This window comes from Streptomyces sp. NPDC059866, assembly GCF_042731325.1.
Classification (GTDB): Bacteria; Actinomycetota; Actinomycetes; order Streptomycetales; family Streptomycetaceae; genus Streptomyces; species Streptomyces flavusporus.
Window position 1 is genome coordinate 93530 of record NZ_JBHWJT010000026.1, and the last position, 24297, is coordinate 117826.

The window sequence follows — 24297 nt, forward strand, 5'->3', positions numbered from 1 at the left end:
TCCCGCAATGACCGGACAACTCCCCACGCCCGGCGACCCGTACGGAAGCTCGGCCTCCGGAAGGCCCTTCGAGTTAACTGTGCGACGGTAGTAGGCTCGCGCCGTTTGTTGATGCACATGTACCCCCTGCCGGTGGGGGTCGAGCTGGGGGAGGCCATGCGCTTTCGCGGGAAGTCCATCCGCAGGAAGATCGTGGCGCTGCTGCTCGTGCCGTTGGTGTCCCTGACCGCGATCTGGGCCTTTGCCACGGTACTTACGGGACGCGAAGCAGGTCGGCTGGTCAGCGTCTCGTCCGTGGTCGAGAACATCGGCTACCCCATTGAGGACACCGTCCGGGTCCTCCAGCAGGAACGCCGCCAGACCCTCGTCCATCTCGCCGACCCTCGTGCCTCGGACGGACTCGCCGCGCTCAGGCGCAGCCGGACCGCCACCGACGAAGCCCTGGCCAAGGTCCGCAAGAACGCCCGCGACACCGAGGTGCGTGATGCCCTCGGCGAGGCCACGAACGAACGCCTGACCGCCGTACTGGACGCCTTCGAGGGCATCGAATCCCTGCGCAGCAGCGTGGAGGACGGCACCGTCAACCGCTCCCAGGCCCTCGACCTGTACAACCGCCTGGTCGACCCCTGTTTCGTCCTCCTCGCCGACCTCCATGTCGTCGACAATGTGGAGATGGACACGCAGCACCGGGCACTCGTCAACCTCGCCCGAGCCCGCGAACTGCTCTCCCGCGAGGACGCTCTCCTCGGCTCCGCGCTGATCGTCGGCAAGCTCTCCCGCGACGAGATCCGCGACATCACCGACCTCATGGCCCAGCGCACACTGATGTACGACACCAACCTGCCGCTGCTGCCGAGCTCGGAGCGCGACCGCTACGAGAGATTCTGGAAGAACGCCGCCAGCGCACCCCTGCGCGCCGCCGAGGAATCCGCCGTCTCCGAGCCCTCTGGCGATGCCGGCGGAGTCACCGCGCAGAGCTGGGACACCGCCGCCGGGAACGTCCTCGACGAACTCGGCACCCTCGACGACGAGGCCGCGGACCGCTATCAGGACCGCGTCCGCCCGATCGCGATCGGCATCATCGTCAAGGCCGTCGTCGCCGGAGTCCTCGGCCTGATCGCACTGCTGGTCTCGCTCTTCGTGTCCGTCCGCATCGGCCGCGGCCACATTCGAGACCTGCGGCAACTGCGCCTGGAGGCGCACGAGGCGTCCGGCGTACGGCTGCCCAGCGTGATGCGCCGCCTCTCGGCGGGCGAAGAGGTCGACGTGGAGACCGAGGTCCCGCGCCTGGAGTACGACAGGAACGAGCTCGGCGAGGTCGGCCAGGCCCTCAACACCCTGCAGCGCGCTGCCGTCGAAGCCGCCGTCAAACAGGCCCAACTCCGCTCCGGTGTCTCCGAGGTCTTCGTGAACCTCGCCCGCCGCAGTCAGGTTCTCCTCCACAAGCAGCTCACGCTCCTCGACGCCATGGAACGCAGGACCGAGGACACCGAGGAACTGGCCGACCTGTTCCGCCTCGACCACCTCACCACCCGTATGCGCCGACACGCCGAGGGCCTGGTGATCCTCTCCGGCGCCGCCCCTTCCCGGCAGTGGCGCAAACCCATCCAGCTCATGGACGTCGTACGCGCCGCCGTCGCAGAGGTCGAGGACTACGAGCGGATCGAGGTCCGCCGCCTGCCGCGCACCGCTGTCACCGGCCCGGCAGTCGCGGACCTCACCCATCTCGTGGCCGAACTCCTGGAGAACGCCACGGTCTTCTCGCCCCCGCACACGGCCGTCCATGTGCTCGGCGAGCGGGTCGCCAACGGCTTCACGCTGGAGATCCACGACCGTGGCCTCGGCATGGCGGCCGAGGCCCTGCTGGACGCAAACCTCCGGCTTGCGGAGACCCCGGAGTTCGAGCTGTCCGACACCGACCGGCTCGGGCTGTTCGTGGTCAGCCGGCTCGCCCAGCGGCAGAACGTCCGGGTCTCGCTGCAGCCGTCCCCCTACGGGGGCACCACGGCCGTTGTCTTCATCCCCGACTCGCTGCTGACGGATGAGGTACCGGACACGAACGGTATCGGCTTCCGTCTCGACCGCCCTCGGCCCTCCAAAGAGGCCGAACTCGAGGAGAGTCGCAGGACCGCACTCTCCCAGGTGCCGGTGCAACTGCCCGGCCTGCCCACCTCGCTCCTGGACGGGCCGGTCGAACTGGAGGCCCCCGTCGACCTGGACGCCATCGCGGACTTCCCCGGCGGGCTCGACGGCGAGGAGACCGAGCGCGGCGGCTTGTTCCGTCCGCGCCGCTCCCTCACCCGCGCGGACGACGAGAAGACGAGTAGCCCCGACGACGAGCCGGGCGCCGGCCCTCTCGACGGATCCGGTCGGGCCGACACGGACGATCACCTCGGCACCCCGGTGCCCTTGCCCCGCCGACGGACCCCGAAGCTGGTCAGCTCCCACGGACGCCCGGTCGCCGAGGAGCGGTCCCGTCGCCAGGAAGCCGACGAGGAGAACCCGACCGGACCCGCCGCACGCCGAGCGGAGACGGAGCGAACAGCACCCCTGCCGACCCGTCGCCGCGGCAGCTCGCCACTCGGCCGGTCCTCCAGCCCCAACGGCCGTGCCGGCGAGCGCCCAGCTTCCCGGGGCGAGGACCGCGGTGAGCGCTCCGACTCCCCGGGGGGCAGTCGCGCCGAGCGCACCGAGTCCCCGGTACGCGACCTCGGCGGGCGCACCGCAAGGCCCGGGCGTAGCCTCGATGGACAGGCGGCGCCTCCCGCCCTCCCAAGGCGCACAGCGCCCTCTGCGATCGAGTCCGGCGCAGTCGACGACACCGCCGAGCGCACCACGGCCGACGAGCCCGGGTCCGCCGTCGGTCCGCTCCCACGGCGCGTCCGCCAGGCCAGCCTGGCCCCGCAACTCCGGCAGGACCCCGGCCGCCGCACCGAGGACAGGACGGACCCCGTGGAACGGGACGCCGACGAGGTCCGCAGCCGGATGGCCTCGCTCCAGCGCGGCTGGCAGCGCGGCCGCGAGCAGAACGCCGCGGGCGACGACGCCCAGCGCGGCACAGCACCACAAGGAACGACTAAGGGGGACGGTCGATGACCGCACCGAAGGCGACCGGCCACACCGCGAACGGCAAGTCCGGCGAGCTCAACTGGCTCCTCGACGACCTGGTGGACCGCGTCGCGAGCATCCGCAAGGCCGTCGTGCTCTCCGGCGACGGCCTGGCGACTGGTGTCTCCAAGGACCTCACCCGGGAGGACGGCGAGCACCTGGCCGCCGTCGCCTCCGGATTCCACAGCCTCGCCAAGGGCGTCGGCCGGCATTTCGAGGCGGGCAACGTGCGGCAGACGATGGTCGAGCTCGACGATGCCTTCCTGTTCGTCACGGCCGCCGGCGACGGCAGCTGCCTCGCTGTCCTCTCCGACGCCGACTCGGACGTCGGTCAGGTCGCCTACGAGATGACGCTCCTCGTGAAGCGCGTCGGCGCGCATCTGGCCACTGCTCCGCGCACCGATCTGCCCGCAGGCGGGTAGTGGGATGACATGAGCGCAGACGGTCAGGCAAGAAGCCACTGGTTCGACGACGAAGCAGGACCGGTCGTCCGCCCCTACGCCATGACGCGCGGCCGCACCAGCCATGCGGCCCAGCACCGCCTCGATCTGATCGCGGTGGTCGTCACGGAGCCCCACGCGGACGATCCGGAAGCGGACCCGGCGCTGTCCCCGGAGCACGTGGACATCGTCGCGCTCTGCCGCGAGGCCCCTCAGTCGGTCGCCGAACTCGCAGCCGAACTCAACCTGCCCATCGGAGTGGTACGGGTCCTCATCGGGGACCTCGTGGACGCGGAACTGATCCATGTGACACGCCCTGTACCTCCGGCCGAGCTGCCGGACGAGAACATTCTGCGCGACGTGATCAACGGCCTCCGGGCGCTGTGAGCAGCGCGGAAGCGAGGTGGAGACGTGACAGGCTGGCAGTTCTGGGTCGACCGGGGCGGCACCTTCACCGACATCGTCGCGCGGCGCCCGGACGGTCGGCTGCTGACACACAAGCTGCTGTCCGACAATCCGGCCCGATACGCCGACGCGGCCGTGGCGGGCGTCCGCGAACTGCTGGCCGGCTCCCCGGACCCCGTCGAAGCAGTACGGATGGGGACGACGGTCGCCACCAACGCCCTCCTGGAACGCAAGGGTGAGCGCACCCTGCTGGTCACCACGCGTGGCTTCCGCGACGCCCTGCGCATCGCCTACCAGAACCGCCCCCACATCTTCGCCCGCCGCATCGACCTCCCCGAGCTGCTCCACGAACGCGTGATCGAGGCCGACGAGCGCCTCGCCGCCGACGGCACCGCCCTGCGCGCCCCCGACCTGGACGCTCTCGCAGGCCCTCTCCGGCAGGCGTACGACGACGGAATCCGAGCCGTTGCCGTGGTCTGCATGCACAGCCACCTCCACCCCGCCCACGAGCAGGCCGTCGGGGAACTCGCCGGGCGCATCGGCTTTCCGCAGATCTCGCTGTCCAGCGAGGTCAGCCCGCTGATGAAGCTCGTGCCGCGGGGAGACACCGCCGTCGTCGACGCCTACCTGTCGCCCGTGCTGCGCCGCTACGTCCAGCACGTCGCCGACGAGCTCGAAGGCGTACGCCTGATGTTCATGCAGTCGAACGGCGGGCTTGCCGAAGCCGGCCAGTTCCGCGGCAAGGACGCCATCCTGTCCGGCCCCGCGGGTGGCATCGTCGGCATGGCCCGCATGTCGCAGCTCGCCGGCTTCGACCGCGTCATCGGCTTCGACATGGGCGGCACCTCCACCGACGTCTCGCACTTCGCCGGTGAGTACGAACGCGTCTTCACCACACAGATCGCCGGCGTCCGACTGCGTGCCCCCATGCTGGACATCCACACCGTCGCAGCCGGTGGCGGCTCGATCCTCCACTTCGACGGCTCCCGCTACCGCGTAGGTCCGGACTCGGCGGGCGCGGACCCCGGGCCCGCCTGTTACCGGGGCGGCGGCCCGCTCGCCGTCACCGACGCCAACGTGATGCTCGGCCGGATCCAACCCGACCACTTCCCTCACGTGTTCGGCCCCGACGGCGACCAGCCCCTCGACGCGGTCCTGGTCCGCGACCGCTTCGCCGCCCTCGCGCGTGAGATCCGTGAAAAGACAGGCGACGACCGCACCCCGGAACAGGTCGCCGAGGGCTACCTGCAGATTGCTGTCGCCAACATCGCCAACGCCGTCAAGAGGATCTCCGTCCAGAAGGGCCACGACGTCACCCGCTACGCCCTCACGACATTCGGCGGTGCGGGCGGCCAGCACGCCTGCATGGTCGCCGACTCGCTCGGCATCCGCACCGTCCTCGTACCCCCCATGGCCGGAGTCCTCTCCGCGCTCGGCATCGGCCTCGCCGATACCACCGCCATGCGCGAGCAGTCCGTCGAGGCCCCCCTGGAGCCCGCCGCCATGCCCGGCGTCCTCAAGACGGCGGACGACCTGGAGACAGCCGCCCGCGCCGAGCTCCTCGCCGAGGACGTTCCCGAAGACCGTATCGAGGTCACCCGCCGCGCCCAGCTCCGCTACGACGGCACCGACACCACCCTCACCGTCGAGCTGACCGATCCCGCCACGATGCAGCACGCTTTCGAAGAACGTCATCGCGCCACGTACTCCTTCACCCTCGACCGCCCGATCGTCGTCGAAGCCCTCTCCGTGGAAGCCACCGGCATCACCGAACCCCCCGATCTCTCCGTTCTCGCCCCCTACGAGGGCCGCCCCACCGCCCCGCAGGCCGTCCGCCTCCACACCGGCGGCGCCTGGCGCGACGTACCCCTCCATCGCCGCGAGGACCTGCCCCCGGGCGACACCGTCACAGGCCCCGCGATCATCACGGAGGCCAGTGCGACGACCGTCGTCGACGACGGCTGGCAGGCCGCGGCGACCGACGACGGGCATCTGGTCATGGAACGCGCGGCGGTTACACAGAGTTCCGAACTCGACACGAAAGCCGACCCGGTTCTCCTTGAGGTCTTCAACAACCTCTTCATGTCCATCGCCGAACAGATGGGTGCCCGACTCGAGTCCACGGCGCAGTCCGTCAACATCAAGGAGCGTCTGGACTTCTCGTGCGCCCTGTTCGACCCGGACGGAAACCTGGTGGCCAACGCCCCCCACATCCCTGTCCACCTGGGCTCGATGGGCACGAGCGTGAAGGAGGTCATCCGGCGCCGCGGCAGCAGTATGCGGCCCGGGGACACCTACGCGGTGAACGACCCGTACCACGGCGGCACCCATCTCCCCGACGTCACCGTGATCACCCCGGTCTTCGACACCGACAGCGCCGAGGACACGCAGAGTGACCGAATCCTCTTCTACGTCGCCTCGCGCGGCCACCACGCCGAGATCGGCGGTATCGCCCCCGGCTCCATGCCCGCAGGCAGCCGCACCATCGAGGAGGAAGGCGTCCTCTTCGACAACTGGCTGCTCGCCGAGAACGGCCGGTTCCGCGAGGAGGAGACCCACCGCCTGCTCACCGAGGCACCCCACCCGTCCCGCAACCCGAAGACCAACCTCGCCGACCTGCGCGCCCAGATCGCCGCCAACCAGAAGGGCGTCGACGAAGTCGCCCGCATGATCCGGGACTTCGGCCTCGACGTCGTCCAGGCGTACATGCGGCATGTCCAGGACAATGCCGAGGAAGCCGTGCGCCGCGTCATCGACGCCTTGGACGACGGCGAGTACGCCTATGAGACGGACTCGGGCGCCGTCATCCGGGTACGTGTGCGCGTGGACCGCGAGAACCGCTCCGCCACGGTCGACTTCACCGGTACGTCACCCCAGCTGACCACCAACTTCAACGCGCCCTACTCCGTCGTCAACGCGGCTGTCCTCTACGTCTTCCGCACCCTGGTCGCCGACGACATCCCCCTCAACGACGGCTGCCTGCGCCCGATCGACATCGTCGTACCGCACGGCTCCATGCTGGCGCCCGAGCCGCCCGCCGCCGTCGTCGCGGGCAACGTGGAGACCTCCCAGGCCATCACCGGCGCCCTGTATGCCGCGCTCGGGGTCCAGGCGGAGGGCTCGGGGACCATGAACAACGTCACCTTCGGCAACGCCCGCCACCAGTACTACGAGACCGTCGCCTCCGGCTCCGGCGCGGGTGACGGCTTCCACGGCGCGAGCGTCGTCCAGACCCATATGACCAACTCGAGGCTGACCGACCCCGAGGTCCTGGAGTGGCGCCTGCCCGTCCAGCTCGAGGAGTTCTCGGTCCGGCGCGGCAGCGGAGGCGCGGGACGGTGGCGCGGCGGCGACGGTGCGGTACGCCGCATCCGGTTCCACGAGCCGATGACCGTCTCGACGCTCTCCCAGCATCGCAGGGTTCCCCCGTACGGCATGGCGGGCGGCGAGCCCGGCGCCCTCGGCGCCAACCGCGTCGAGCGTGCGGACGGCACGGTCACCACACTCGGCGGAAGCGATGCGACGGACGTCGGCCCCGGTGACGTACTCGTTGTCGAAACCCCCGGCGGCGGAGGCTACGGGCCACCGCCGCCCGACCCCCATCAAGCAGGAGAAGAGATCGATGATCTTCGGGCGTTCTGAGCGCGGCAAGCCCCCGGTCGAGCCCGTCACGCTCAAGATCCTGGTGGCCGGCGGCTTCGGTGTCGGCAAGACCACCCTCGTCGGCGCGGTCAGCGAGATCAGGCCGCTGCGCACCGAGGAACTGCTCACCGAAGCCGGGCGCCCGGTCGACGACACCAGCGGCGTGGAAGGCAAGCACACCACCACAGTGGCCATGGACTTCGGCCGCATCACGCTGCGCGAGGACCTCGTGCTGTACCTCTTCGGGACGCCCGGCCAGGAGCGGTTCTGGTTCATGTGGGACGAGCTCTCCGAGGGCGCGCTCGGCGCTGTCGTACTCGCCGACACCCGCCGCCTTCAGGACTGCTTCGCCGCCGTCGACTACTTCGAGCGGCGTTCCCTGCCGTTCCTGGTCGGCGTCAACTGCTTCGAGGGAGCCGCCCGTCACCCGGTCGAAGACGTCCGCCGGGCCCTCGACCTCGACGCCGACGTACCCCTCCTGATGTGCGATGCGCGCGACCGCCAGTTGGTCAAGGAGGTCCTCATCGGCGTCGTCCAGCACGCGATGGCGCTGGCGGCGGACCGCCGCCAGACCGTCACCACCTGACGCACGAGTACGGCCCGTACCCCCGCCGACCGGGGTACGGGCCGCAGTCCGAAAACGGCGCCACGCGCGCGTGGTTCAGTCCTCGCCGTCCTCCACCCAGCCGAAGCTCTTCTCCACGGCCTTGCGCCAGTTGTGGTATTCGCGGTCCCGCACGGACGCCTCCATGGTCGGCGTCCACTCGACGTCCCGCTGCCAGTGCGCCTTGAGCTCGTCGAGGTCGTTCCACACGCCGGTGGCGAGTCCGGCCGCATACGCGGCGCCCAGACAGGTCGTCTCGGACACCCGGGGCCGGATCACCGGCACGCCGAGCACGTCCGCCTGGTGCTGCATCAGGAGGTTGTTCTTCGTCATGCCGCCATCCACCTTCAGCGTGGTGATGTGCACCCCGGAGTCCTGGTACATGGCATCCACGACCTCGCGCGTCTGCCAGCTCGTCGCCTCCAGCACCGCGCGCGCGAGGTGCGCCTTCGTGACGTACCGGGTGAGTCCGGTGACGACGCCACGCGCGTCGGAGCGCCAGTACGGGGCGAACAGGCCCGAGAACGCGGGCACGATGTAAGCGCCGCCGTTGTCCTCGACGCTTGCCGCCAGCGTCTCGATCTCGTCGGCGGTACGGATGATGCCGAGCTGGTCGCGGAACCACTGCACCAGCGCACCCGTTATGGCTATCGAGCCTTCCAGGCAGTAGACGGGAGCCTCACTGCCGATCTTGTAGCCCATCGTCGTCAACAGCCCGCTCTTCGACGGCACCGGCCGGTTGCCGGTGTTGAGCAGGAGGAAACTGCCCGTGCCGTATGTGTTCTTCGCCGATCCCACGTCGTAGCAGGCCTGCCCGAACACGGCCGCCTGCTGGTCCCCGAGCGCCGACGCGACCGGGACGCCGGCGAGTTGGCCAACGGCCTTCCCGTACACCTCGGCCGATGACCTGATCTCAGGCAGGACGGACTCGGGCACGTTCATCGCGGAGAGGATGGACCGGTCCCATTGGAGTGTCTCCAAGTTCATGAGCATGGTGCGTCCGGCGTTGGTCACATCGGTGACGTGCCGGCCGCCGTCGATGCCGCCGGTGAGGTTCCAGATGAGCCAGGAGTCGATGGTGCCGAAGGCGATCTCGCCCCGCTCGGCGCGTGCCCTGAGGCCGGGCACGTTGTCGAGCAGCCAGGCTGCCTTGGGGCCGGAGAAGTAGCTGGCCAGCGGCAGGCCGGTCTGCTCGCGGAACCGGTCCTGGCCGTCCGGGCCGCCGAGTTGGTTGCAGAGTGCGGCGGTGCGGGTGTCCTGCCACACGATGGCGTTGTGCACAGGCTTGCCCGTGGCGCGGTCCCACAGCACCGTCGTCTCGCGCTGGTTGGTGATCCCGAGCGCGCTGAGCTGGTCGGCGCGCAGCCCGGCCTTGGCGATCGCCCCGGCGACCACGGCCTGCACTTTGGACCAGATCTCGGTGGCGTCGTGCTCCACCCACCCCGGTTTGGGGAAGATCTGCCGGTGCTCGCGCTGGTCGACGGCGACGATCGCGCCATTCCGGTCGAAGATGATGCAGCGGCTCGACGTGGTGCCCTGGTCGATCGCGGCGACGTACTTCTCGGCGTTGTCCGTCATGGCTACCCCTTGGGCTCGGTTCAGAAGGCTGCGTTGTAGATGAGGCCCGCGAGTGCTCCTCCGACGAGCGGGCCGGCGACCGGGATCCAGGCGTAACCCCAGTCGGAGGTGCCCTTGTTCGGGATCGGCAGGAAGGTGTGCATGATGCGCGGGCCGAGATCGCGCGCGGGGTTGATCGCATAGCCGGTGGGCCCGCCGAGGGAGAGACCTATGCCGACGACCAGCAGCGAGACGATCAGCACAGTGGTTCCGGATTCACCGAGACCCTCGGTCAGGCCGAAGGCGAGGATCGGCAGGACCAGTGCAATCGTCGCGATGATCTCTGTGATCAGGTTCGCGAGCGGATTCCGGATCTCCGGGATGGTGGAGAAGATGCCGAGGGTCGGAGTCGGTTCGTCAGCCGTGCCCTCGGTCGTGCCGGACGCACGGACATTGGCCTGGAACTGGGCGAGATACACCAGGTAGGCGAGGACGGCGCCGAGCATGGCACCGATGATCTGGCCCAGCAGATAGACCCAGACCGTGCCCCACTCGCCGGTGTCGACGGCGATGCCGAGGGTGACGGCCGGATTGAGATGCCCGCCCGACAGGGGAGCGGCGGTGTAGGCGCCCGCCAGGACGCCGAAACCCCAGCCGAAGGCGATCACGATCCACCCCGAGGCCCGTGCCTTGGAGTATCTGAGGGTGACGGCGGCGCAGACACCGGCCCCGAACAGGATGAGGATCGCGGTACCGATGATCTCGCCGACGAAGATGTCTCCGTTGCTCATGGCGGCTCCTAGGCGCTGGCCCGGAGTGATCGACCCCGGTCCTCCGTGCAGGGTGCGTGTCCCGTTGCTCACGTGCCGACGTCAGCCGAAGGCAGGGAGGGTTCCGCGCCCCGCCCGGCGTCCGTGACGAGCGTGCCGTGGCAGCCGAATCACCCGTGGGGGAGCGGGCCTTGGCTCGGAGGGCCCATGCGGCGCATTGCCGTAATACGCCGAGAATGTACGGCGATGTCGACTGACACCGGGAAGTGTTCACCGGCGCCCAAGGGGCGTCAAGGTCGCCGACAGCAACGGTTCAGAGCCCGCGTACGCGCGCCGGCCCACCGTCCGCGCTGACTCGCTGTGCAGCAGGGCTCGGCACCGACCGGCGCGAACCCCGGGACCGGTGCCGCAACTGCCCCGCGCCGGGCCGACCGCTCACCCCCGCCCCGGGTCCCCCACCGCACACCCCGCCTGGCTCGCCGCCGACTCCGAACCGCGCCGGATCTCGTGCCCGGCTGCCCCTGCGCGGCCCAGCACCCAACTCGCGCCGCTCAGCGACTTCGCGGCCTTCTTGAGCGGCGCCAGCCAGGCGGCCGCCTGCCGGTGATCCGTCACGCTTCCGGGCGCGCACAGCACCGTGGCGAGGGACAACGTCACCGGGCGCCCGCCCGCCGACCAGGGCGTGTCCAGGACCGAGGCGGCGAGCGGATCCAGCCCTTCCGGGTCGGCCAGCACCAGGAAGTCGTCCCCGCCGATGTGTCCCACGCGGGTGCTGCCGGACGCCGCGAGCTGCAGCGCCCGCCCCACCGACCGGATCAGCTCGTCACCGGCCGCGAACCCTGCTCCGTCGTTCACCTGCTTGAAGTGGTCGACATCCAGCCAGCTGAGAGCGAACGTCCGCCCGTCCGCGATCCGCCGGTCCACCTCACCGGTGATCGCATCCGAACCGGGCAGCCGGGTCAGCGGATTGAGCCCGGCCGCCTCCTCGACGCGGGTCTCGGCCAGCGCCCGCACGAGGTCCGCCAGTCGTACGACGCCCACGCACCGGCCGTACGCGTCGACGACGGCCACGTCGTCCGAGGTGCGGTCCCTGCCACCGTCTGCCACCACGTCCAGCACCTCCCACGCGGTGGCGTCGACCCCCACCGTCCGCGGCGGATCGCCCAGCTTCGCCGCGGGCCGGTCGGCGTACAAGGCGTGTCCGTAGCGGCCCGACATCGACAGCAGGAAGCGCGAACGGTGCACGGACCGCACCGGCGCCCCCTTCCCGTCCACGAGCAACACGCCGGACACCTCCGGCGAGCCGGTCAGCAGTGCCCGCACCTGGGCCGCGGACGCGTGCGCGGGCAGCAGCGCGGCAGGCCGGACGAACTCGCGCACCAGGGGGCCCGAACGCGCCGGTGCCTCGACCCCGGCGGAGCGGAGCGGAACGTATACATCCACTGTGGGCAGTCTGGCCGGCGGTGCGAACAGCTCACCCTGGGCCAGTTGCGCCCCGGCCGACAGCGCCGCCGCGCACTGGAATTCGGTCTCCACCCCCTCCACGGACAGCAGCGCCCCCATCTCGTCGCACAGCGTCCGCATCGCCCTCACCGCTGCCGCCCGCGCCAGCAGGGACGCGTCGAGCTTCACCAGGTCGGGGGCGATGTCCGTGAGCAGCCGCAGCGGTACGTCGCCGTCTCCGACACCGTCCGCGCTGATCCGGAAGCCCTGCTCGCGCAGCGCGGTGACCGCCTCCAGCAGGGCCTGTTGTGGCACATGCGTGTACGGCGGGCAGACGTCGATCGTCACCTCCCACGGCATCCGGCCCACCGCGCGCACGGCATCGTGCAGCGAGGCGAGGCCGCCCAGGTCGGCCAGGGTGCCGGCGAACACGTTCACATGCAGCGGCAGCAGCGTCTCCTTGCGAACCGCCGCATGGAGCCCCAACACGGCCAACTGACCGTCGAGTTCGGGGTCCCGACGGGCCTCGGCCAGGACATCGCCGGTCTCCGGACGGGCGAGGATCTCCAGGGCCGCGATCCCGCCGGTGGACAGGTTGACCACCGGTTGGAAAGCGAAGCGGAGCGTATCCGACCAGGAGTGCACGGGAGCATGATGGCGCTGCCGGAGCGGGCAGAGGCCCAGTTCATGAGACGTTCACGCAGGATTCCGGGCCGATCACGCAGCGTACGAAAAACCTGCCACCAGCCTTGCCGAGCCGCTGAAGCCGCACGCATACGTTCGACTCGGTGACCTCCGTGCGCCAAGCCGTCGGTGTGTGTACTGCGGTCGGTCGCACCGTGGGCACGCCTGCTGCTCACCGAACCGCGATCACCGCAGATCCGTGCCCGAACAGGCCCTGGTTGGCCGTGATCCCCACGCGCGCCCCGGAGACCTGTCGGCCACCGGCATGCCCCCTCAACTGCCAGGTGACCTCACAGACCTGGGCGATCGCCTGGGCCGGAACCGCCTCTCCGAACGAGGCCAGCCCACCGCTCACGTTCACCGGTATTCGCCCGCCCGGTGCCGTCGCGCCGTCCCGCAACAGTTTCGCGCCCTCGCCCGTGCCGCACAGCCCCAGATCCTCGTACCACTGCAACTCCAGGGCCGTGGACAGGTCGTACACCTCGGCTACGGACAGGTCCTCCGGGCCTGTGCCTGCTTCCTCGTAGGCCGCACGCGCGATGGACGCCCGGAACGGCTCGGTGGCGCTCGCCGCTGCCGCAGCGGGGTCCGTTGCGATGTCCGGCAGGTCCAGCACCGTGTTGGGGTAGCGCGGCGTCACCGTGGACACCGCCCGTATCCGCACCGGCCGATCCACCCCGTGCCGCCGCGCGAACTCCATGCTGGACAGCACCAGCGCCGCCCCGCCGTCCGAGGTCGCGCAGATGTCGAGCAGCCGCAGCGGATCGGCGACCACCGGAGAGGCGGCAACGTCCTCCGCGGTGACCCTCTTGCGGTAGCGCGCGTTCGGATTCAGCGCACCCAGCGCCGCGTTCTTCACCTTGACCTGCGCGAAGTCGTCCAAGGTGTCCCCGTGGACGGCCATCCTTCGCCGCGCGTAGAGCCCGAAGTACGTCGGATTGGTCGCTCCGAGCACTCTGAACCGAAGCCAGTCGGGGTCGTCGGGCCGGTCACCGCCGGCCGGCCGGAAGAACCCTTTGGGCGCGGCATCGGCGCCCACCACGAGCACCACGTCCGCGAGCCCCGCGAGGATCTGGGCCCGCGCGCTGTACACGGCCTGTGCCCCTGATGCGCACGCCGCGTACACGCTGGTCACCCGCGCCCCCTGCCAGCCCAGCGCCCTGGCGAACGTCGCCCCGGCCACATACCCCGGATAGCCGCCGCGCACGGTGTCCGCGCCGACGATCGAGCCGACCTGCCGCCAGTCCAGCCCGGCGTCGGCGAGCGCCGCGCGGGCCGCCGTCGCTCCGTACTCGACGAAGCTGCGCCCCCACTTGCCCCACGGGTGCATGCCGGCCCCGAGCACCGCCACGTCTCCCATCACTTCGTCACCCCCGTAGGCCGCCAGTTCCATGTCGTCCAGATCGTCTCCGCGTCCTCGTGCAGCACGCCGGGAACGACCTCCACCTCCATGCCCACCGCCAGGTCGGCGACGGTCACTCCGGGAACTGCCTGCCCCAGGACCACGATCCGCTCGGACTCCAGCTCCACAGCGATCAACGTGTACGGCTCCCACGGAAGTTCCGGATCGGTCACATACGGTGACGGGGGCCGGTACCGGCTGTCCGTGTACGACCAGATGCGGCCCCGGCGGGAGAGGGGCACTTCCTGCAGAGCCCCGCCGGAACACCCGGGGTTGCGGCAATGGGCGTCCTCACGCGGAAAGAAGACTGCGGCGCAGGCCGAGCAGCGCGTGCCCAGGAGACGGAAGCCGTCCCCGTCACCGGTGAACCATCCGGCCACCACGGGTGTGCGTGTACGCAATGGTCCTCCCGCACGGCAAACAGAACTGACGGTCCGTCAGGAGTCTGTCACGGCAAGCTCGTTCCGTCACCCGATCGGACGCGCACTGCCCCTACCGCTTCCCGGATGCCGATCCCTCCGGCAACATGTAGGAGACATGACACGACTTTCCCTGGTGGTCCGCGGCCTGATCACCTCATTCGCCGCCGCGCTGGCTCTGACCACCGCCTCCGCCACCGCCCAGGCGAAGACCGAGCCCAAGGCGCCCGACGGCTTCGTCGCACTGCGCACCGTGGACCGGACGATCATTCAGGAGATGCGCTACTTCACCCCGCACAATTTCGTGGGTGAGCGCATCGACGGCTACCGGCAGCCCCTCTGCATTCTCACCCGCCCCGCCGCCGAGGCGCTCCACGAGGCCCAGGAGACCTTGTTGCGCCAGGGCTACACACTGAAGGTCTACGACTGCTACCGGCCACAGCGAGCCGTGAACCACTTCGTCCGCTGGGCCCAGGATCTCGACGACCAGGCCATGAAGAACGAGTTCTATCCGAATGTCGACAAGACCCGCCTGTTCGCGGACGGCTACATCGCCGAGAAGTCCGGCCACAGCCGCGGCTCCACCGTGGATCTCACGATCGTGAAGCTCCCGGCCAGGCCGACCCGGCCCTACGCCCCCGGAGAACCCCTCGTGCCCTGTTACGCACCCCAGAGCGAGCGTTTCCCCGACAACACCGTCGACATGGGCACCGGATTCGACTGCTTCGACACCCTCTCCCACACCCTCGACCCACGCATCCAGGGCGAGCAGCGGGCCAACCGGCTCCTGCTCAAGAACGTCCTGGAAGACCTCGGATTCGTGAACCTGGCCGAGGAATGGTGGCACTACACGTACAAGCCCGAGCCTTACCCGGACACCTACTTCGACTTCCCCGTGTCGGCGAAGTCGCTCGCCCACGACCACTGAGCGGCCTGGGGAAGACGCCCTCTCCAAGATCGGCTACAGTCCGCCGCGTGTCCGAGACTCAACACCTCATCCCCAACCCCGCGCCGAACTCCCACTGTTCGAGCTGCGGAGCGCCCTACGGAGAGGGCATCTCCGGCTGGCCCCGCACCTGCCCGGCCTGCGGCACCGTCGCGTACCGCAATCCACTCCCGGTGGCGGTCGCCCTCCAGCCGGTCTACGACACCAAGGGCACCGCTCTGGTCGTCGTCACCCGAACCGTGGCCCCCGCGCGCGGGGGCATCGCATTGCCCGGCGGTTACATCGACGACCGTGAGGACTGGCGGCACGCCGTCGTCCGAGAGCTCAAGGAGGAGACGGGCATCGAGGCGGCGAGCCGCGAGGTACGGCTTGTCGACGCGATGAGCTCGCCCGACGGCCATCTGCTGCTGTTCGGTGTCCTTCCGGAACGTCCCGCCGACAGCCTTCCGGAGCCGGCTGCCACTGACGAGACGGAGGGCTGGCATCTCCTGCGCAGGCCCGAGGAACTCGCCTTCCCCCTGCACACGCTCGCCGTCCGAGCCTGGTTCGAGGGCAGGTACGTCTGACGTCAGCGGTCCCCGAGCCCGCGTACACGCACCGGATGGGGCGGCTCGCCCACGCGGTCGGCATCCTCCCGCTCGACGACCACCCGCGAGCCCTCCCAACGCACGGCATACCGCTCGATCTCCGATTCCTCCCACCCGTCACCGACGTCCGGGACGACCAGCCCGCCTCCACCGCCTCCCGGAGCGGGAGCCCACACCTCCAGCTCCAGTGCGCCGTCATCCCCGCGCACAGGGAGGACGGAACCCGCGCGCGCGAGCACCGGAATCCGCGACAAAGGGGCTTCGACGAGAACCTGCGCGGGCCCCTCGTACGTCTGCTCCGTGGCCGTGTCGTACCAGAGCCCCCGCGGCAGCTGCACGGCACGCCGGTCCGCGCCGGGATCGAGCATGGGCGCCACCAGTAGGCAGTCGCCCAGCAGGAAGGCGTCCTCGCAGTCCCGCAGAGCCCGGTCCTCGGGCGCGCCCCACCACAGCGGCCGCACATAGGGCGCCCCTGTACGGCGGGCCAGGTGCGACAGCGTCATGAAGTACGGCAGGAGCCGCCGGCGTTCGACGAGCGCCACGCGAGCATGCTCCAGCACCTCGGCACCGAACTCCCACGGCTCCCTGCGCCCCGCTCGCAGACTCGCATGCGTGCGGAACAGCGGCAGGTACGCTCCGAACTGGAACCAGCGCAGATACAGCTCGGGCGACGGACTTCCGTCGAAGCCGCCCACGTCCGGCCCCGAATACGGCACTCCGCACAGGCCCAGCCCCATGACCAGCGACAGTGACGCCCGCAGCCCCGGCCAGCCCGTCGCCACGTCACCGGACCAGGTGCCCCCGTAGCGCTGCATGCCGACCCAGCCAGAGCGCGAGAACACAAACGGCCGCTGCTGTGGCGCCAGTTCGCGCAGCCCCTCGTATCCCGCCATCGCCATACACAGCGCGTACACGTTGTGTGCCTCGCGATGGTCGCCGCCCCGCCCCTCCAGGGCATGCCGGGACGATCTCGGCAGGGTCGGTTCGCCGAAGGCCGCGAACGACGTCGGCTCGTTCATGTCGTGCCAGAACCCGGAGAACCCCTGAGCGAGCCGCTCCTCATAGAGGCCACCCCACCACTCACGTACGCGCGCGTGCGTGAAGTCCGGGTACACCACCTCGCCCGGCCACACCACGCCCCGCACCAGCTCCCCCGAGCCGTCCCGCACAAACGCGTCCTCCGCCGACCCGCTGTCGTACACGTCGTTGCCGGGCTCGGCCTTCACCGCCGGATCGACGATGGACACCAGCCGGATCCCGTCCCGCCGCAGCTCCTCGGCAAGCTCCGGCAACTTCGGAAAGTGCTCGTGGTCCACGGTGAACACCTGGTGGGCGTCGTAGTGGTCGATGTCCAGATGGACCGCGTCGAGCGGCAGACCGTGCTCCCGATACCCCGCGACGATCCGCCGTACCTCCTGCTCACTGCCGAAGCCCCACCGCGCGTGATGGTGGCCCAGCGCCCATGCCGGCGGCAGCGCGGGCGCCCCGGTGAGCGAGGCCCAGGCAAGCAGCACGCGCGCGGGAGTGCCCACGATCACCCAGCACCGCAGCGGACCGCCGTCCATGCGCAGTTCGCTCATCCCTGCCCGGTCGTGTCCGGAACCGGCCCCCTCCTCGCCCTCCCGCAGCGTGACGGTGCCGTCCCACGTGCTGTCATGGAACACCAGATGCGAGCCCGCATCGGCCACCACGAACTGCACGGGCATCGTGATGTACAGCGGATCGTCCCCAGGCGCGAACGCGCGGCCCGGATCGGTGTTCCACAGCCGGTACGTACCGTCCCGCAACCGCGGCCCGGATGCGCGCCCGCCGAGCCCGAAGAAACGCGCGTCCGCCGGCACCTCCGACCGCTGCAACCAACGCGCCCGGCCTCCTCCGACCGGCTCCCACCACCGCGGCGGCAGAGCGCGACGCAGGGTCACGCCCCCTGGGGTGCGCACCTCGACAGCACCGTTCCGCGACACCACGACGGTCACCCGCTCGGCCACGACGCGCCAGCCGCCGTCCTTGTCCGGCTCCAGCACCGCGCGGGGGTCGGGCTCCGGGCAGCGCCCGGCGAGCGCGTACGAGGGCTCCGGCCCCACACCGTCCCAGCCCCAGAAGACGGCCCCGTTCACCGCGACGACGATCCGCAGCCGGGACCTGTCGAACCGCAGAGTGCCACCACCCGGCCCCGGTTCCACATCTCGCACCTGTCCGGGCACTCTCGCGCGCTCGGCACCCCGCGGCGGCAGCCCAGCGGCGTCGGCGCGCCTTCTGCGCCATGCCGCCCGAACGGTACGCAATCCCTGGGCCGCCCGCACGGAACCCACCGCCTTCACCGAACGCACCAGGTCACGACCGTCCATGCTGCTCAGCCTGCCATTGACCGGCCCATACGCGGGTGCCGTTCAACTGCCGTTCACCCGTGCCACGACCACATCTTCACGACGCGGACTATGTGGGTGGCACCCTGGTGTACAAGTCGATCACATGGCATCGTCCGTGACAGCCGCGTCACGCGCGCATCCCAGCCCGTGCGCGAGCGACGCCACACGACGCGCACAGCCCGGGAGCCGCCTCATGTCGATCGTGAACCCCCAGCCGCTCTGGCAGCCAGACCCGGAACGCATCACCCAGGCACAGATCACCAAGTTCCAGGCCTGGGCAGCCGAGCACCACGGTGCCCCGTCCGAGGGCGGCTACGCCGCGCTGCACCGCTGGTCCGTCGACGAACTCGAGACGTTCTGGGAAGCCGTCACCGAATGGTTCGACGTCCGGTTCTCGACCCCCTACGCGCGCGTGCTCGGTGATCGATCGATGCCCGGCGCGCAGTGGTTCCCCGACGCGACCCTGAACTACGCCGAGCACGCCCTGCGCGCAGCCACGACCCGGCCGGACGAACCGGCCCTCCTGTGCGTCGACGAGACCCACGAGCCGCGCCCGGTCACGTGGTCCGAGCTGCGCCGCCAGGTCGGCTCCCTGGCCGCTGAACTGCGCGCCCTCGGCGTCCGCCCAGGAGACCGCGTCAGCGGCTACCTTCCGAACATCCCGCAGGCCGTCGTCGCCCTCCTCGCCACGGCCACTGTCGGCGGCGTCTGGACGTCCTGCGCCCCCGACTTCGGCGCCCGCAGCGTCCTCGACCGCTTCCAGCAGGTCGAACCGGTGGTCCTGTTCACCGTCGACGGCTACCGCTACGGCGGCAAGCAGCACGACCGCCGGGACACCGTTGCCGAGCTGCGCCGCGAGCTGCCCACCCTGCGCGCCGTCGTGCACATCCCCCTCCTCGGCACGGAAGCACCCGACGGAGCGCTGGAATGGTCCACCCTGACGAGCGCGGACACCGACCCGCACTTCGAGCAGGTCCCCTTCGACCACCCCCTGTGGGTGCTGTATTCCTCCGGCACGACCGGCCTCCCCAAGGCCATCGTCCAGTCCCAGGGCGGCATCCTCGTCGAACACCTCAAGCAGCTCGGCCTGCACTGCGACCTCGGCCCCGAGGACCGCTTCTTCTGGTACACGTCGACCGGCTGGATGATGTGGAATTTCCTCGTCTCCGGCCTCCTGACCGGCACCACGATCGTCCTCTACGACGGCAGCCCCGGCTACCCCGACACAGGCGCCCAATGGCGCGTCGCCGAACGCACGGCAGCCACCCTCTACGGCACCTCGGCCGCGTATGTCATGGCCTGCCGCAAAGCAGACCTGCACCCCGCGCGGGACTACGACCTCTCCGCAGTACAGTGTGTCGCCACCACCGGATCGCCCCTGCCCCCCGACGGATTCCGCTGGCTCCACGACGAGGTCCGCGACGACCTGTGGATCGCTTCCGTCAGCGGCGGCACGGATGTGTGCTCCTGCTTCGCAGGAGCCGTACCGACCCTGCCCGTGTACATCGGTGAACTCCAGGCACCCGGCCTGGGCACCGACCTGCAGTCCTGGGACCCGAGCGGCACACCCCTGATCGACGAGGTCGGCGAGCTAGTGGTCACCAACCCCATGCCGTCCATGCCGATCTGCTTCTGGAACGACCCGGACGGCAGCCGCTACCACGACAGCTACTTCGACACCTACCCCGGCGTGTGGCGCCACGGCGACTGGATCACCGTCACCTCCCGAGGCTCCGTGGTCATCCACGGCCGCTCCGACTCCACCCTCAACCGGCAGGGCGTGCGCATGGGCTCAGCCGACATCTACGAAGCCGTGGAACGCCTCCCCGAGATCAAGGAATCCCTCGTCATCGGCATCGAACAGCCCGACGGCGGCTACTGGATGCCCCTGTTCGTGCACCTTGCCCCCGGAGCCACCCTCGACGAAACCCTCGTGAACCGCATCAAGCAGACCATCCGAGAGCAGCTCTCACCGCGCCACATCCCCGACGACATCATCGAGGTGCCCGGAATCCCGCACACCCTCACCGGAAAGCGCATCGAGGTCCCGGTCAAACGCCTGCTCCAGGGCACCCCCCTCGACAAGGCCGTCAACCCCGGCTCCATCGACAACCTCGAGCTGCTCCACTTCTACGAGGACCTGGGTCGCAAGCGAGCCTGATCCCCGCACCGCAAGCGATCAAGCACGGCTGCCTCCCGTTCACCGACCACGACGTCGACGTCCGAGGCCGAAGCACGCCAGCCAGCCATGCTTGCTGTGACCTGCGCTGTTCGTCAGCGATCGACCATCTCGGACACCGCTGTCAGTGCAGCCGGTTACTGTGAGTGAGCATTGATCGACTGCACGCAGGGGGAAAGATGGCGCACACCGACCACCAGACCATGCGACGCGTCCTGCGCCGCGAAATCGCCGGCATCATCGGCCTGCTGACCGACGAACACGACTTCCGCGCCATGCGGCGCTACCGCAGTTTCACCTTCGACGACCACAAGACCTACCTCCAGGAGGTCGAATCCCTGCTCAGGACACGCGCCTCGCAGGGCAGCCACACCACGGTGGCCCTCTTCGACCCACGGGAGTACGCCGAGTTCTGCGCGGAGCAGGGACTCGACCCCGACATCCCGGCGAGCCGCACCCGCTTCACAGCGGAACTGGCGGCCACGGGCTCCACCGTTCCCTACGAAGGCCAGACCCTCACCGACCTGGTTCCCGTACTCGTCGACGAAGCGGTCCGGCAAGCGACCTGGGAATACACCTCGACGCTCCTGGCCCGCCTCGGCGCCTGCGCAACCTGCGGCGAGGACCTCGGCCGTGCCGCGTTCGCCCGCGCCACAAACCTCCTCGTCCGCATTCTCGACACGGCCCCGCCGGGCAACCGGCACCTCGTGTGCAGCGTCTCAGCCACGCCGGAGACCCTCGTCGCCGTCCTCCACGCAGACGACACCGAGGGCACCACGCGACTCGACGAGGCCGAAGCCCTCGAATTCAGCACCGTCCTGGCGCTGGGCATTGCCACCCAGACCCCCGGCGGACTCGTCATGCGGACCACCACTCCCGGAACCGCAGACCGCATCTACGGATGGCGCCTCCGCGGAGACGGCCTCGAACCCCTCAGCGCCGGCGAGGTCTTCGACGCCTACTGCACCGACATCGAATCGGGAGACCTCATCGCCCCCGAATCAGGCGTCGACTACTGCGAACCACCCGGCCTGGGACCGGACGGAGGACCGACCACGGAGCACCACCACTGAACACCTGACGACGAAGGGGCGCTCCACCCGCAGGTGGAGCGCCCCAGAAAAGGATCTGCCGGTGGCCGGCTCCCCTACTCGCCGGAAAGGACCGCCTGAGCCGCGCTGCGCGCCTCCTCGGCGCTGTCCGCCGCCCGCGCAGCCGCCGCAGCACGCTCGCACTGCGCCAGCGTGTACTTCGCCAGTGTCGCCCGGACATAAGGAATCGACGCCGCACCCATGGAAAGGGAGGTGACACCCAGACCCGTCAGCACACACGCGAGCAGCGGGTCGGAAGCGGCCTCACCACAGACACCGCAGCTCTTGCCCTCGGCCCTCGCCGCCTCGGCCGACACCGCGACCAGGTCCAGCAGCGCGGGCTGCCACGGGTCCTGCAGACGGGACACGGCACCCACCTGACGGTCCGCAGCGAAGGTGTACTGCGCGAGGTCGTTGGTCCCCAGCGACAGGAACTCGACCTCCTGCAGGATCGAACGCGCCCGCAGCGCTGCCGACGGAATCTCCACCATCGCGCCGAACTTGGCCTGCAGACCGGCCTCACGGCACGCGTCCGCGAAAGCCTTGGCATCGATGCGGTCCGCCACCATCGGAGCCATCACCTCGAGGTAGACCGGCAGACCCTCGGCGGCCTTCGCGAGAGCGGTCAGCTGCGTGCGCAGCACCTGGGGGTGGTCCAGCAGCGTGCGCAGCCCACGCACACCCAGGGCCGGGTTCGGTTCATCGGCCGGCGTCAGGAAGTCCAACGGCTTGTCCGCGCCCGCGTCCAGTACACGGACCACGACGCGGCCCTCGGGAAACGCCTCGAGAACCTGTCGGTAGGCCTTGACCTGCTTCTCCTCGGAAGGAGCCTTCTTGCTGTCGTCCAGGAAGAGGAACTCGGTCCGGAACAGACCGACACCTTCGGCACCCGCCTCCACCGCGGCCGGAACGTCCGCGGGACCTCCGACGTTGGCGAGCAGCGGCACCTTGTGGCCGTCGGACGTGGCCCCTGGCCCGGTCGACGCGGCCAGCGCCGCCTTTCGCTGAGCGGCCGAAGCCTCCAGCTGCGCCTTCTTCTCGTCGCTGGGAGCCACGAAGATCTCGCCGGTGCTGCCGTCGACCGCGATGACCGTGCCCTCGGTGAGTTCACCGGCACCCGGCAGGGCCACCACGGCCGGCACACCCAGAGCCCGCGCCAGGATCGCGCTGTGGCTGGTCGGACCGCCCTCCTCGGTGACAAAGCCGAGGACCAGTGTCGGGTCCAGCAGCGCAGTGTCGGCCGGCGCAAGATCGCGCGCGACGAGGACATACGGCTCGTCGCTGTCCGGGACACCGGGCATGGGCACGCCGAGCAGCCGTGCGACGATGCGATTCCGCACGTCATCGAGGTCGGCCACCCGGCCGGCCAGGTACTCACCGGCGCCAGCGAGGAGATCCCGGTACGCGGCGAAGGCGTCGTACACCGCGCGCTCGGCGGTGCTGCCGACGGCGATCCGCCGGTCCACGTCCGCCATCAGTTCGGGGTCCTGAGCCATCATGGCCTGCGCCTCGAGCACCCCCTGGGCTTCGCCCCCCGCCAGATTTCCGCGCGCTATCAGGTCGGCCGCCACGGCTTCCACGGCCTGGCGGGCGCGCCCCTGTTCACGCTCCGCCTCTTCCGCCGGGATCTGCTTGGCAGGCGGCTCGAGCACCGCCGTTCCCATGTGCCGAACCTCGCCGATCGCCACCCCGTGACTCACACCGACGCCTCGCAGCGTTGTCTCCATCTCACCCGTCTCCGATAGTGCGGCGGGTCCCGCCGCCGCGGTGGTTGTCCTACACGCCGTCTTACGACGGCAATGACGTCACTCCCAGACGAAGAGACTGTCGCCGGCCTTGACGTCGCCGTCCGTACGGAGCTCGGAGAGGGATTCGGCCGTGGCCTCCAGCGCCACAATCGGGCACACCGGCGACTTGCCGACGGCCTCGACGGCGGCAGGGTCCCAGCGCACGATGCTCTGACCGCGCGTCACGGTGTCACCCTTGTTCACGAGCACTTCGAAGCCCTCACCGTTGAGCTGCACTGTGTCGATGCCGAGGTGAGTGAGCACACCATGCCCCTCGCCATCCACGACGACGAAGGCGTGCGGATGGAGGGAGACGATGACTCCGTCCACGGGAGAGACGGCCTCGGAGGGCTCACGGACGGGGTCGATGGCGGTACCCGGGCCGACCATGGCCCCGGAGAAGACCGGATCCGGCACGGCGGCCAGCCCGATGGTGCGTCCGGCAATCGGGGACGTCACGGTGGTCATGGGAAGCCTCCCAGAGGTGGCGATGTATATGGGCCGTCACTGCCTGTCCCGGACGGCACACTGGTCAGCAGGGTATGTCATATGAAGTCCCGGTTCCGCATGCGAGGTCCTGCTTGGCCGCCCTAGAGCACAGCACAAATCGATTTGCGCCCACTCCGGAGCCCCGTGTAGAGTCGTACCCCTGCTTGGGACCGAGCGGCGCAACGAGCGCCTAGGCCCGGCAGCACCCAACTCGTCAGATCCTATCTCGGGGTCGCCTTCTGCATGCCCGCAGGACGGTGGTCAGAGAGACGGAAAAACACTGATAGAGTCGGAAACGCAAGACCGAAGGGAAGCGCCCGGAGGAAAGCCGCGAGAGAGTCTCTCGGGTGAGTACGAAGGAAGCGTCCGTTCCTT

At 69.9% G+C, this 24297-nt stretch carries 17 protein-coding genes; 9 read left to right on the forward strand and 8 right to left on the reverse strand.

The window, feature by feature from the left end:
• The first annotated feature begins 156 nt into the window (after positions 1 to 156).
• Genes ACFV7R_RS34115 through ACFV7R_RS34135 form a run of 5 tightly spaced genes read left to right on the forward strand, consistent with a single transcriptional unit; the run spans position 157 to position 8181 of the window.
• Positions 157 to 3096, forward strand: a complete 2940-nt coding sequence (locus ACFV7R_RS34115) for a nitrate- and nitrite sensing domain-containing protein (RefSeq protein ID WP_385270416.1) — start codon at positions 157 to 159, stop codon at positions 3094 to 3096.
• Positions 3093 to 3530 (forward strand): roadblock/LC7 domain-containing protein, encoded by a 438-nt coding sequence (locus ACFV7R_RS34120; RefSeq protein WP_224735485.1) that lies wholly within the window; start codon positions 3093 to 3095, stop codon positions 3528 to 3530. The genes ACFV7R_RS34115 and ACFV7R_RS34120 overlap by 4 nt, the downstream gene beginning before the upstream one ends.
• Before the next feature lie 9 nt (positions 3531 to 3539).
• Complete coding sequence (locus tag ACFV7R_RS34125) at positions 3540 to 3935, forward strand: DUF742 domain-containing protein (RefSeq protein ID WP_385270379.1); 396 nt, start codon at positions 3540 to 3542, stop codon at positions 3933 to 3935.
• Positions 3936 to 3959: 24 nt separating this feature from the next.
• Positions 3960 to 7595, forward strand: coding sequence for a hydantoinase B/oxoprolinase family protein (locus ACFV7R_RS34130; RefSeq protein WP_385270381.1), 3636 nt, complete (start codon positions 3960 to 3962; stop codon positions 7593 to 7595).
• Entirely contained in the window at positions 7576 to 8181 is a 606-nt protein-coding gene (locus tag ACFV7R_RS34135; protein WP_385270383.1) for an ATP/GTP-binding protein, read from the forward strand. Before ACFV7R_RS34130 ends, ACFV7R_RS34135 begins: the two co-directional genes overlap by 20 nt.
• Positions 8182 to 8256: 75 nt before the next feature.
• Here ACFV7R_RS34135 and glpK read toward each other — a convergent pair whose 3' ends face one another.
• From glpK to ACFV7R_RS34160, 5 genes are all read right to left on the reverse strand, one after another.
• Positions 8257 to 9777: a glycerol kinase GlpK gene (gene glpK / locus ACFV7R_RS34140; RefSeq protein ID WP_385270385.1), complete on the reverse strand. Its 1521-nt coding sequence runs from the start codon at positions 9775 to 9777 to the stop codon at positions 8257 to 8259.
• A 20-nt stretch (positions 9778 to 9797) separates the two neighbouring features.
• Positions 9798 to 10547, reverse strand: a complete 750-nt coding sequence (locus ACFV7R_RS34145) for an MIP/aquaporin family protein (protein ID WP_385270387.1) — start codon at positions 10545 to 10547, stop codon at positions 9798 to 9800.
• A gap of 414 nt (positions 10548 to 10961) precedes the next feature.
• Positions 10962 to 12614 (reverse strand): EAL domain-containing protein, encoded by a 1653-nt coding sequence (locus ACFV7R_RS34150; protein ID WP_385270389.1) that lies wholly within the window; start codon positions 12612 to 12614, stop codon positions 10962 to 10964.
• Positions 12615 to 12825: 211 nt separating this feature from the next.
• Positions 12826 to 14016, reverse strand: coding sequence for a lipid-transfer protein (locus ACFV7R_RS34155; RefSeq protein WP_385270419.1), 1191 nt, complete (start codon positions 14014 to 14016; stop codon positions 12826 to 12828).
• Positions 14013 to 14438 carry a Zn-ribbon domain-containing OB-fold protein gene (locus ACFV7R_RS34160; RefSeq protein ID WP_385270422.1) on the reverse strand — a complete coding sequence of 142 codons (426 nt, stop codon included), beginning with the start codon at positions 14436 to 14438 and terminating at the stop codon, positions 14013 to 14015. The genes ACFV7R_RS34155 and ACFV7R_RS34160 overlap by 4 nt, the downstream gene beginning before the upstream one ends.
• Positions 14439 to 14592: 154 nt before the next feature.
• Between ACFV7R_RS34160 and ACFV7R_RS34165 the strand changes: the two genes are divergently transcribed.
• Both ACFV7R_RS34165 and ACFV7R_RS34170 read left to right on the forward strand, forming a co-directional pair.
• Positions 14593 to 15402 (forward strand): M15 family metallopeptidase, encoded by an 810-nt coding sequence (locus ACFV7R_RS34165; RefSeq protein WP_385270391.1) that lies wholly within the window; start codon positions 14593 to 14595, stop codon positions 15400 to 15402.
• Between the two features lie 47 nt (positions 15403 to 15449).
• Positions 15450 to 15986 (forward strand): NUDIX domain-containing protein, encoded by a 537-nt coding sequence (locus tag ACFV7R_RS34170; protein WP_385270392.1) that lies wholly within the window; start codon positions 15450 to 15452, stop codon positions 15984 to 15986.
• Between the two features lie 2 nt (positions 15987 to 15988).
• On the opposite strand, the gene ACFV7R_RS34175 is transcribed toward ACFV7R_RS34170, so the two are convergent.
• Positions 15989 to 18355, reverse strand: a complete 2367-nt coding sequence (locus ACFV7R_RS34175) for a TIM-barrel domain-containing protein (protein ID WP_385270393.1) — start codon at positions 18353 to 18355, stop codon at positions 15989 to 15991.
• Positions 18356 to 18569: 214 nt separating this feature from the next.
• On the opposite strand from ACFV7R_RS34175, the gene ACFV7R_RS34180 reads away from it, so the two are divergent.
• Both ACFV7R_RS34180 and ACFV7R_RS34185 read left to right on the forward strand, forming a co-directional pair.
• Entirely contained in the window at positions 18570 to 20537 is a 1968-nt protein-coding gene (locus ACFV7R_RS34180) for an acetoacetate--CoA ligase (protein ID WP_385270395.1), read from the forward strand.
• A gap of 197 nt (positions 20538 to 20734) precedes the next feature.
• Complete coding sequence (locus ACFV7R_RS34185; RefSeq protein WP_385270398.1) at positions 20735 to 21628, forward strand: hypothetical protein; 894 nt, start codon at positions 20735 to 20737, stop codon at positions 21626 to 21628.
• Between the two features lie 74 nt (positions 21629 to 21702).
• Here ACFV7R_RS34185 and ptsP read toward each other — a convergent pair whose 3' ends face one another.
• On the reverse strand, positions 21703 to 23373 hold the full coding sequence (gene ptsP / locus ACFV7R_RS34190; protein WP_385270401.1) for a phosphoenolpyruvate--protein phosphotransferase: 1671 nt from the start codon (positions 23371 to 23373) through the stop codon (positions 21703 to 21705).
• Between the two features lie 78 nt (positions 23374 to 23451).
• Positions 23452 to 23901 carry a PTS glucose transporter subunit IIA gene (locus tag ACFV7R_RS34195; protein WP_385270404.1) on the reverse strand — a complete coding sequence of 150 codons (450 nt, stop codon included), beginning with the start codon at positions 23899 to 23901 and terminating at the stop codon, positions 23452 to 23454.
• Positions 23902 to 24297 lie beyond the last annotated feature (396 nt).

Bases quoted from the DNA above. Each gene is read 5' to 3' on its own strand.
- ACFV7R_RS34165 (WP_385270391.1), top strand. From the start codon at position 14,593: ATGACACGACTTTCCCTGGTGGTCCGCGGCCTGATCACCTCATTCGCC.
- ACFV7R_RS34135 (WP_385270383.1), top strand. From the start codon at position 7,576: ATGATCTTCGGGCGTTCTGAGCGCGGCAAGCCCCCGGTCGAGCCCGTC.
- ACFV7R_RS34115 (WP_385270416.1), top strand. From the start codon at position 157: ATGCGCTTTCGCGGGAAGTCCATCCGCAGGAAGATCGTGGCGCTGCTG.
- ACFV7R_RS34125 (WP_385270379.1), top strand. From the start codon at position 3,540: ATGAGCGCAGACGGTCAGGCAAGAAGCCACTGGTTCGACGACGAAGCA.
- ACFV7R_RS34120 (WP_224735485.1), top strand. From the start codon at position 3,093: ATGACCGCACCGAAGGCGACCGGCCACACCGCGAACGGCAAGTCCGGC.
- ACFV7R_RS34180 (WP_385270395.1), top strand. From the start codon at position 18,570: ATGTCGATCGTGAACCCCCAGCCGCTCTGGCAGCCAGACCCGGAACGC.
- ACFV7R_RS34175 (WP_385270393.1), bottom strand. From the start codon at position 18,355: ATGGACGGTCGTGACCTGGTGCGTTCGGTGAAGGCGGTGGGTTCCGTG.
- ACFV7R_RS34195 (WP_385270404.1), bottom strand. From the start codon at position 23,901: ATGACCACCGTGACGTCCCCGATTGCCGGACGCACCATCGGGCTGGCC.
- glpK (WP_385270385.1), bottom strand. From the start codon at position 9,777: ATGACGGACAACGCCGAGAAGTACGTCGCCGCGATCGACCAGGGCACC.
- ptsP (WP_385270401.1), bottom strand. From the start codon at position 23,373: ATGGAGACAACGCTGCGAGGCGTCGGTGTGAGTCACGGGGTGGCGATC.
- ACFV7R_RS34145 (WP_385270387.1), bottom strand. From the start codon at position 10,547: ATGAGCAACGGAGACATCTTCGTCGGCGAGATCATCGGTACCGCGATC.
- ACFV7R_RS34185 (WP_385270398.1), top strand. From the start codon at position 20,735: ATGGCGCACACCGACCACCAGACCATGCGACGCGTCCTGCGCCGCGAA.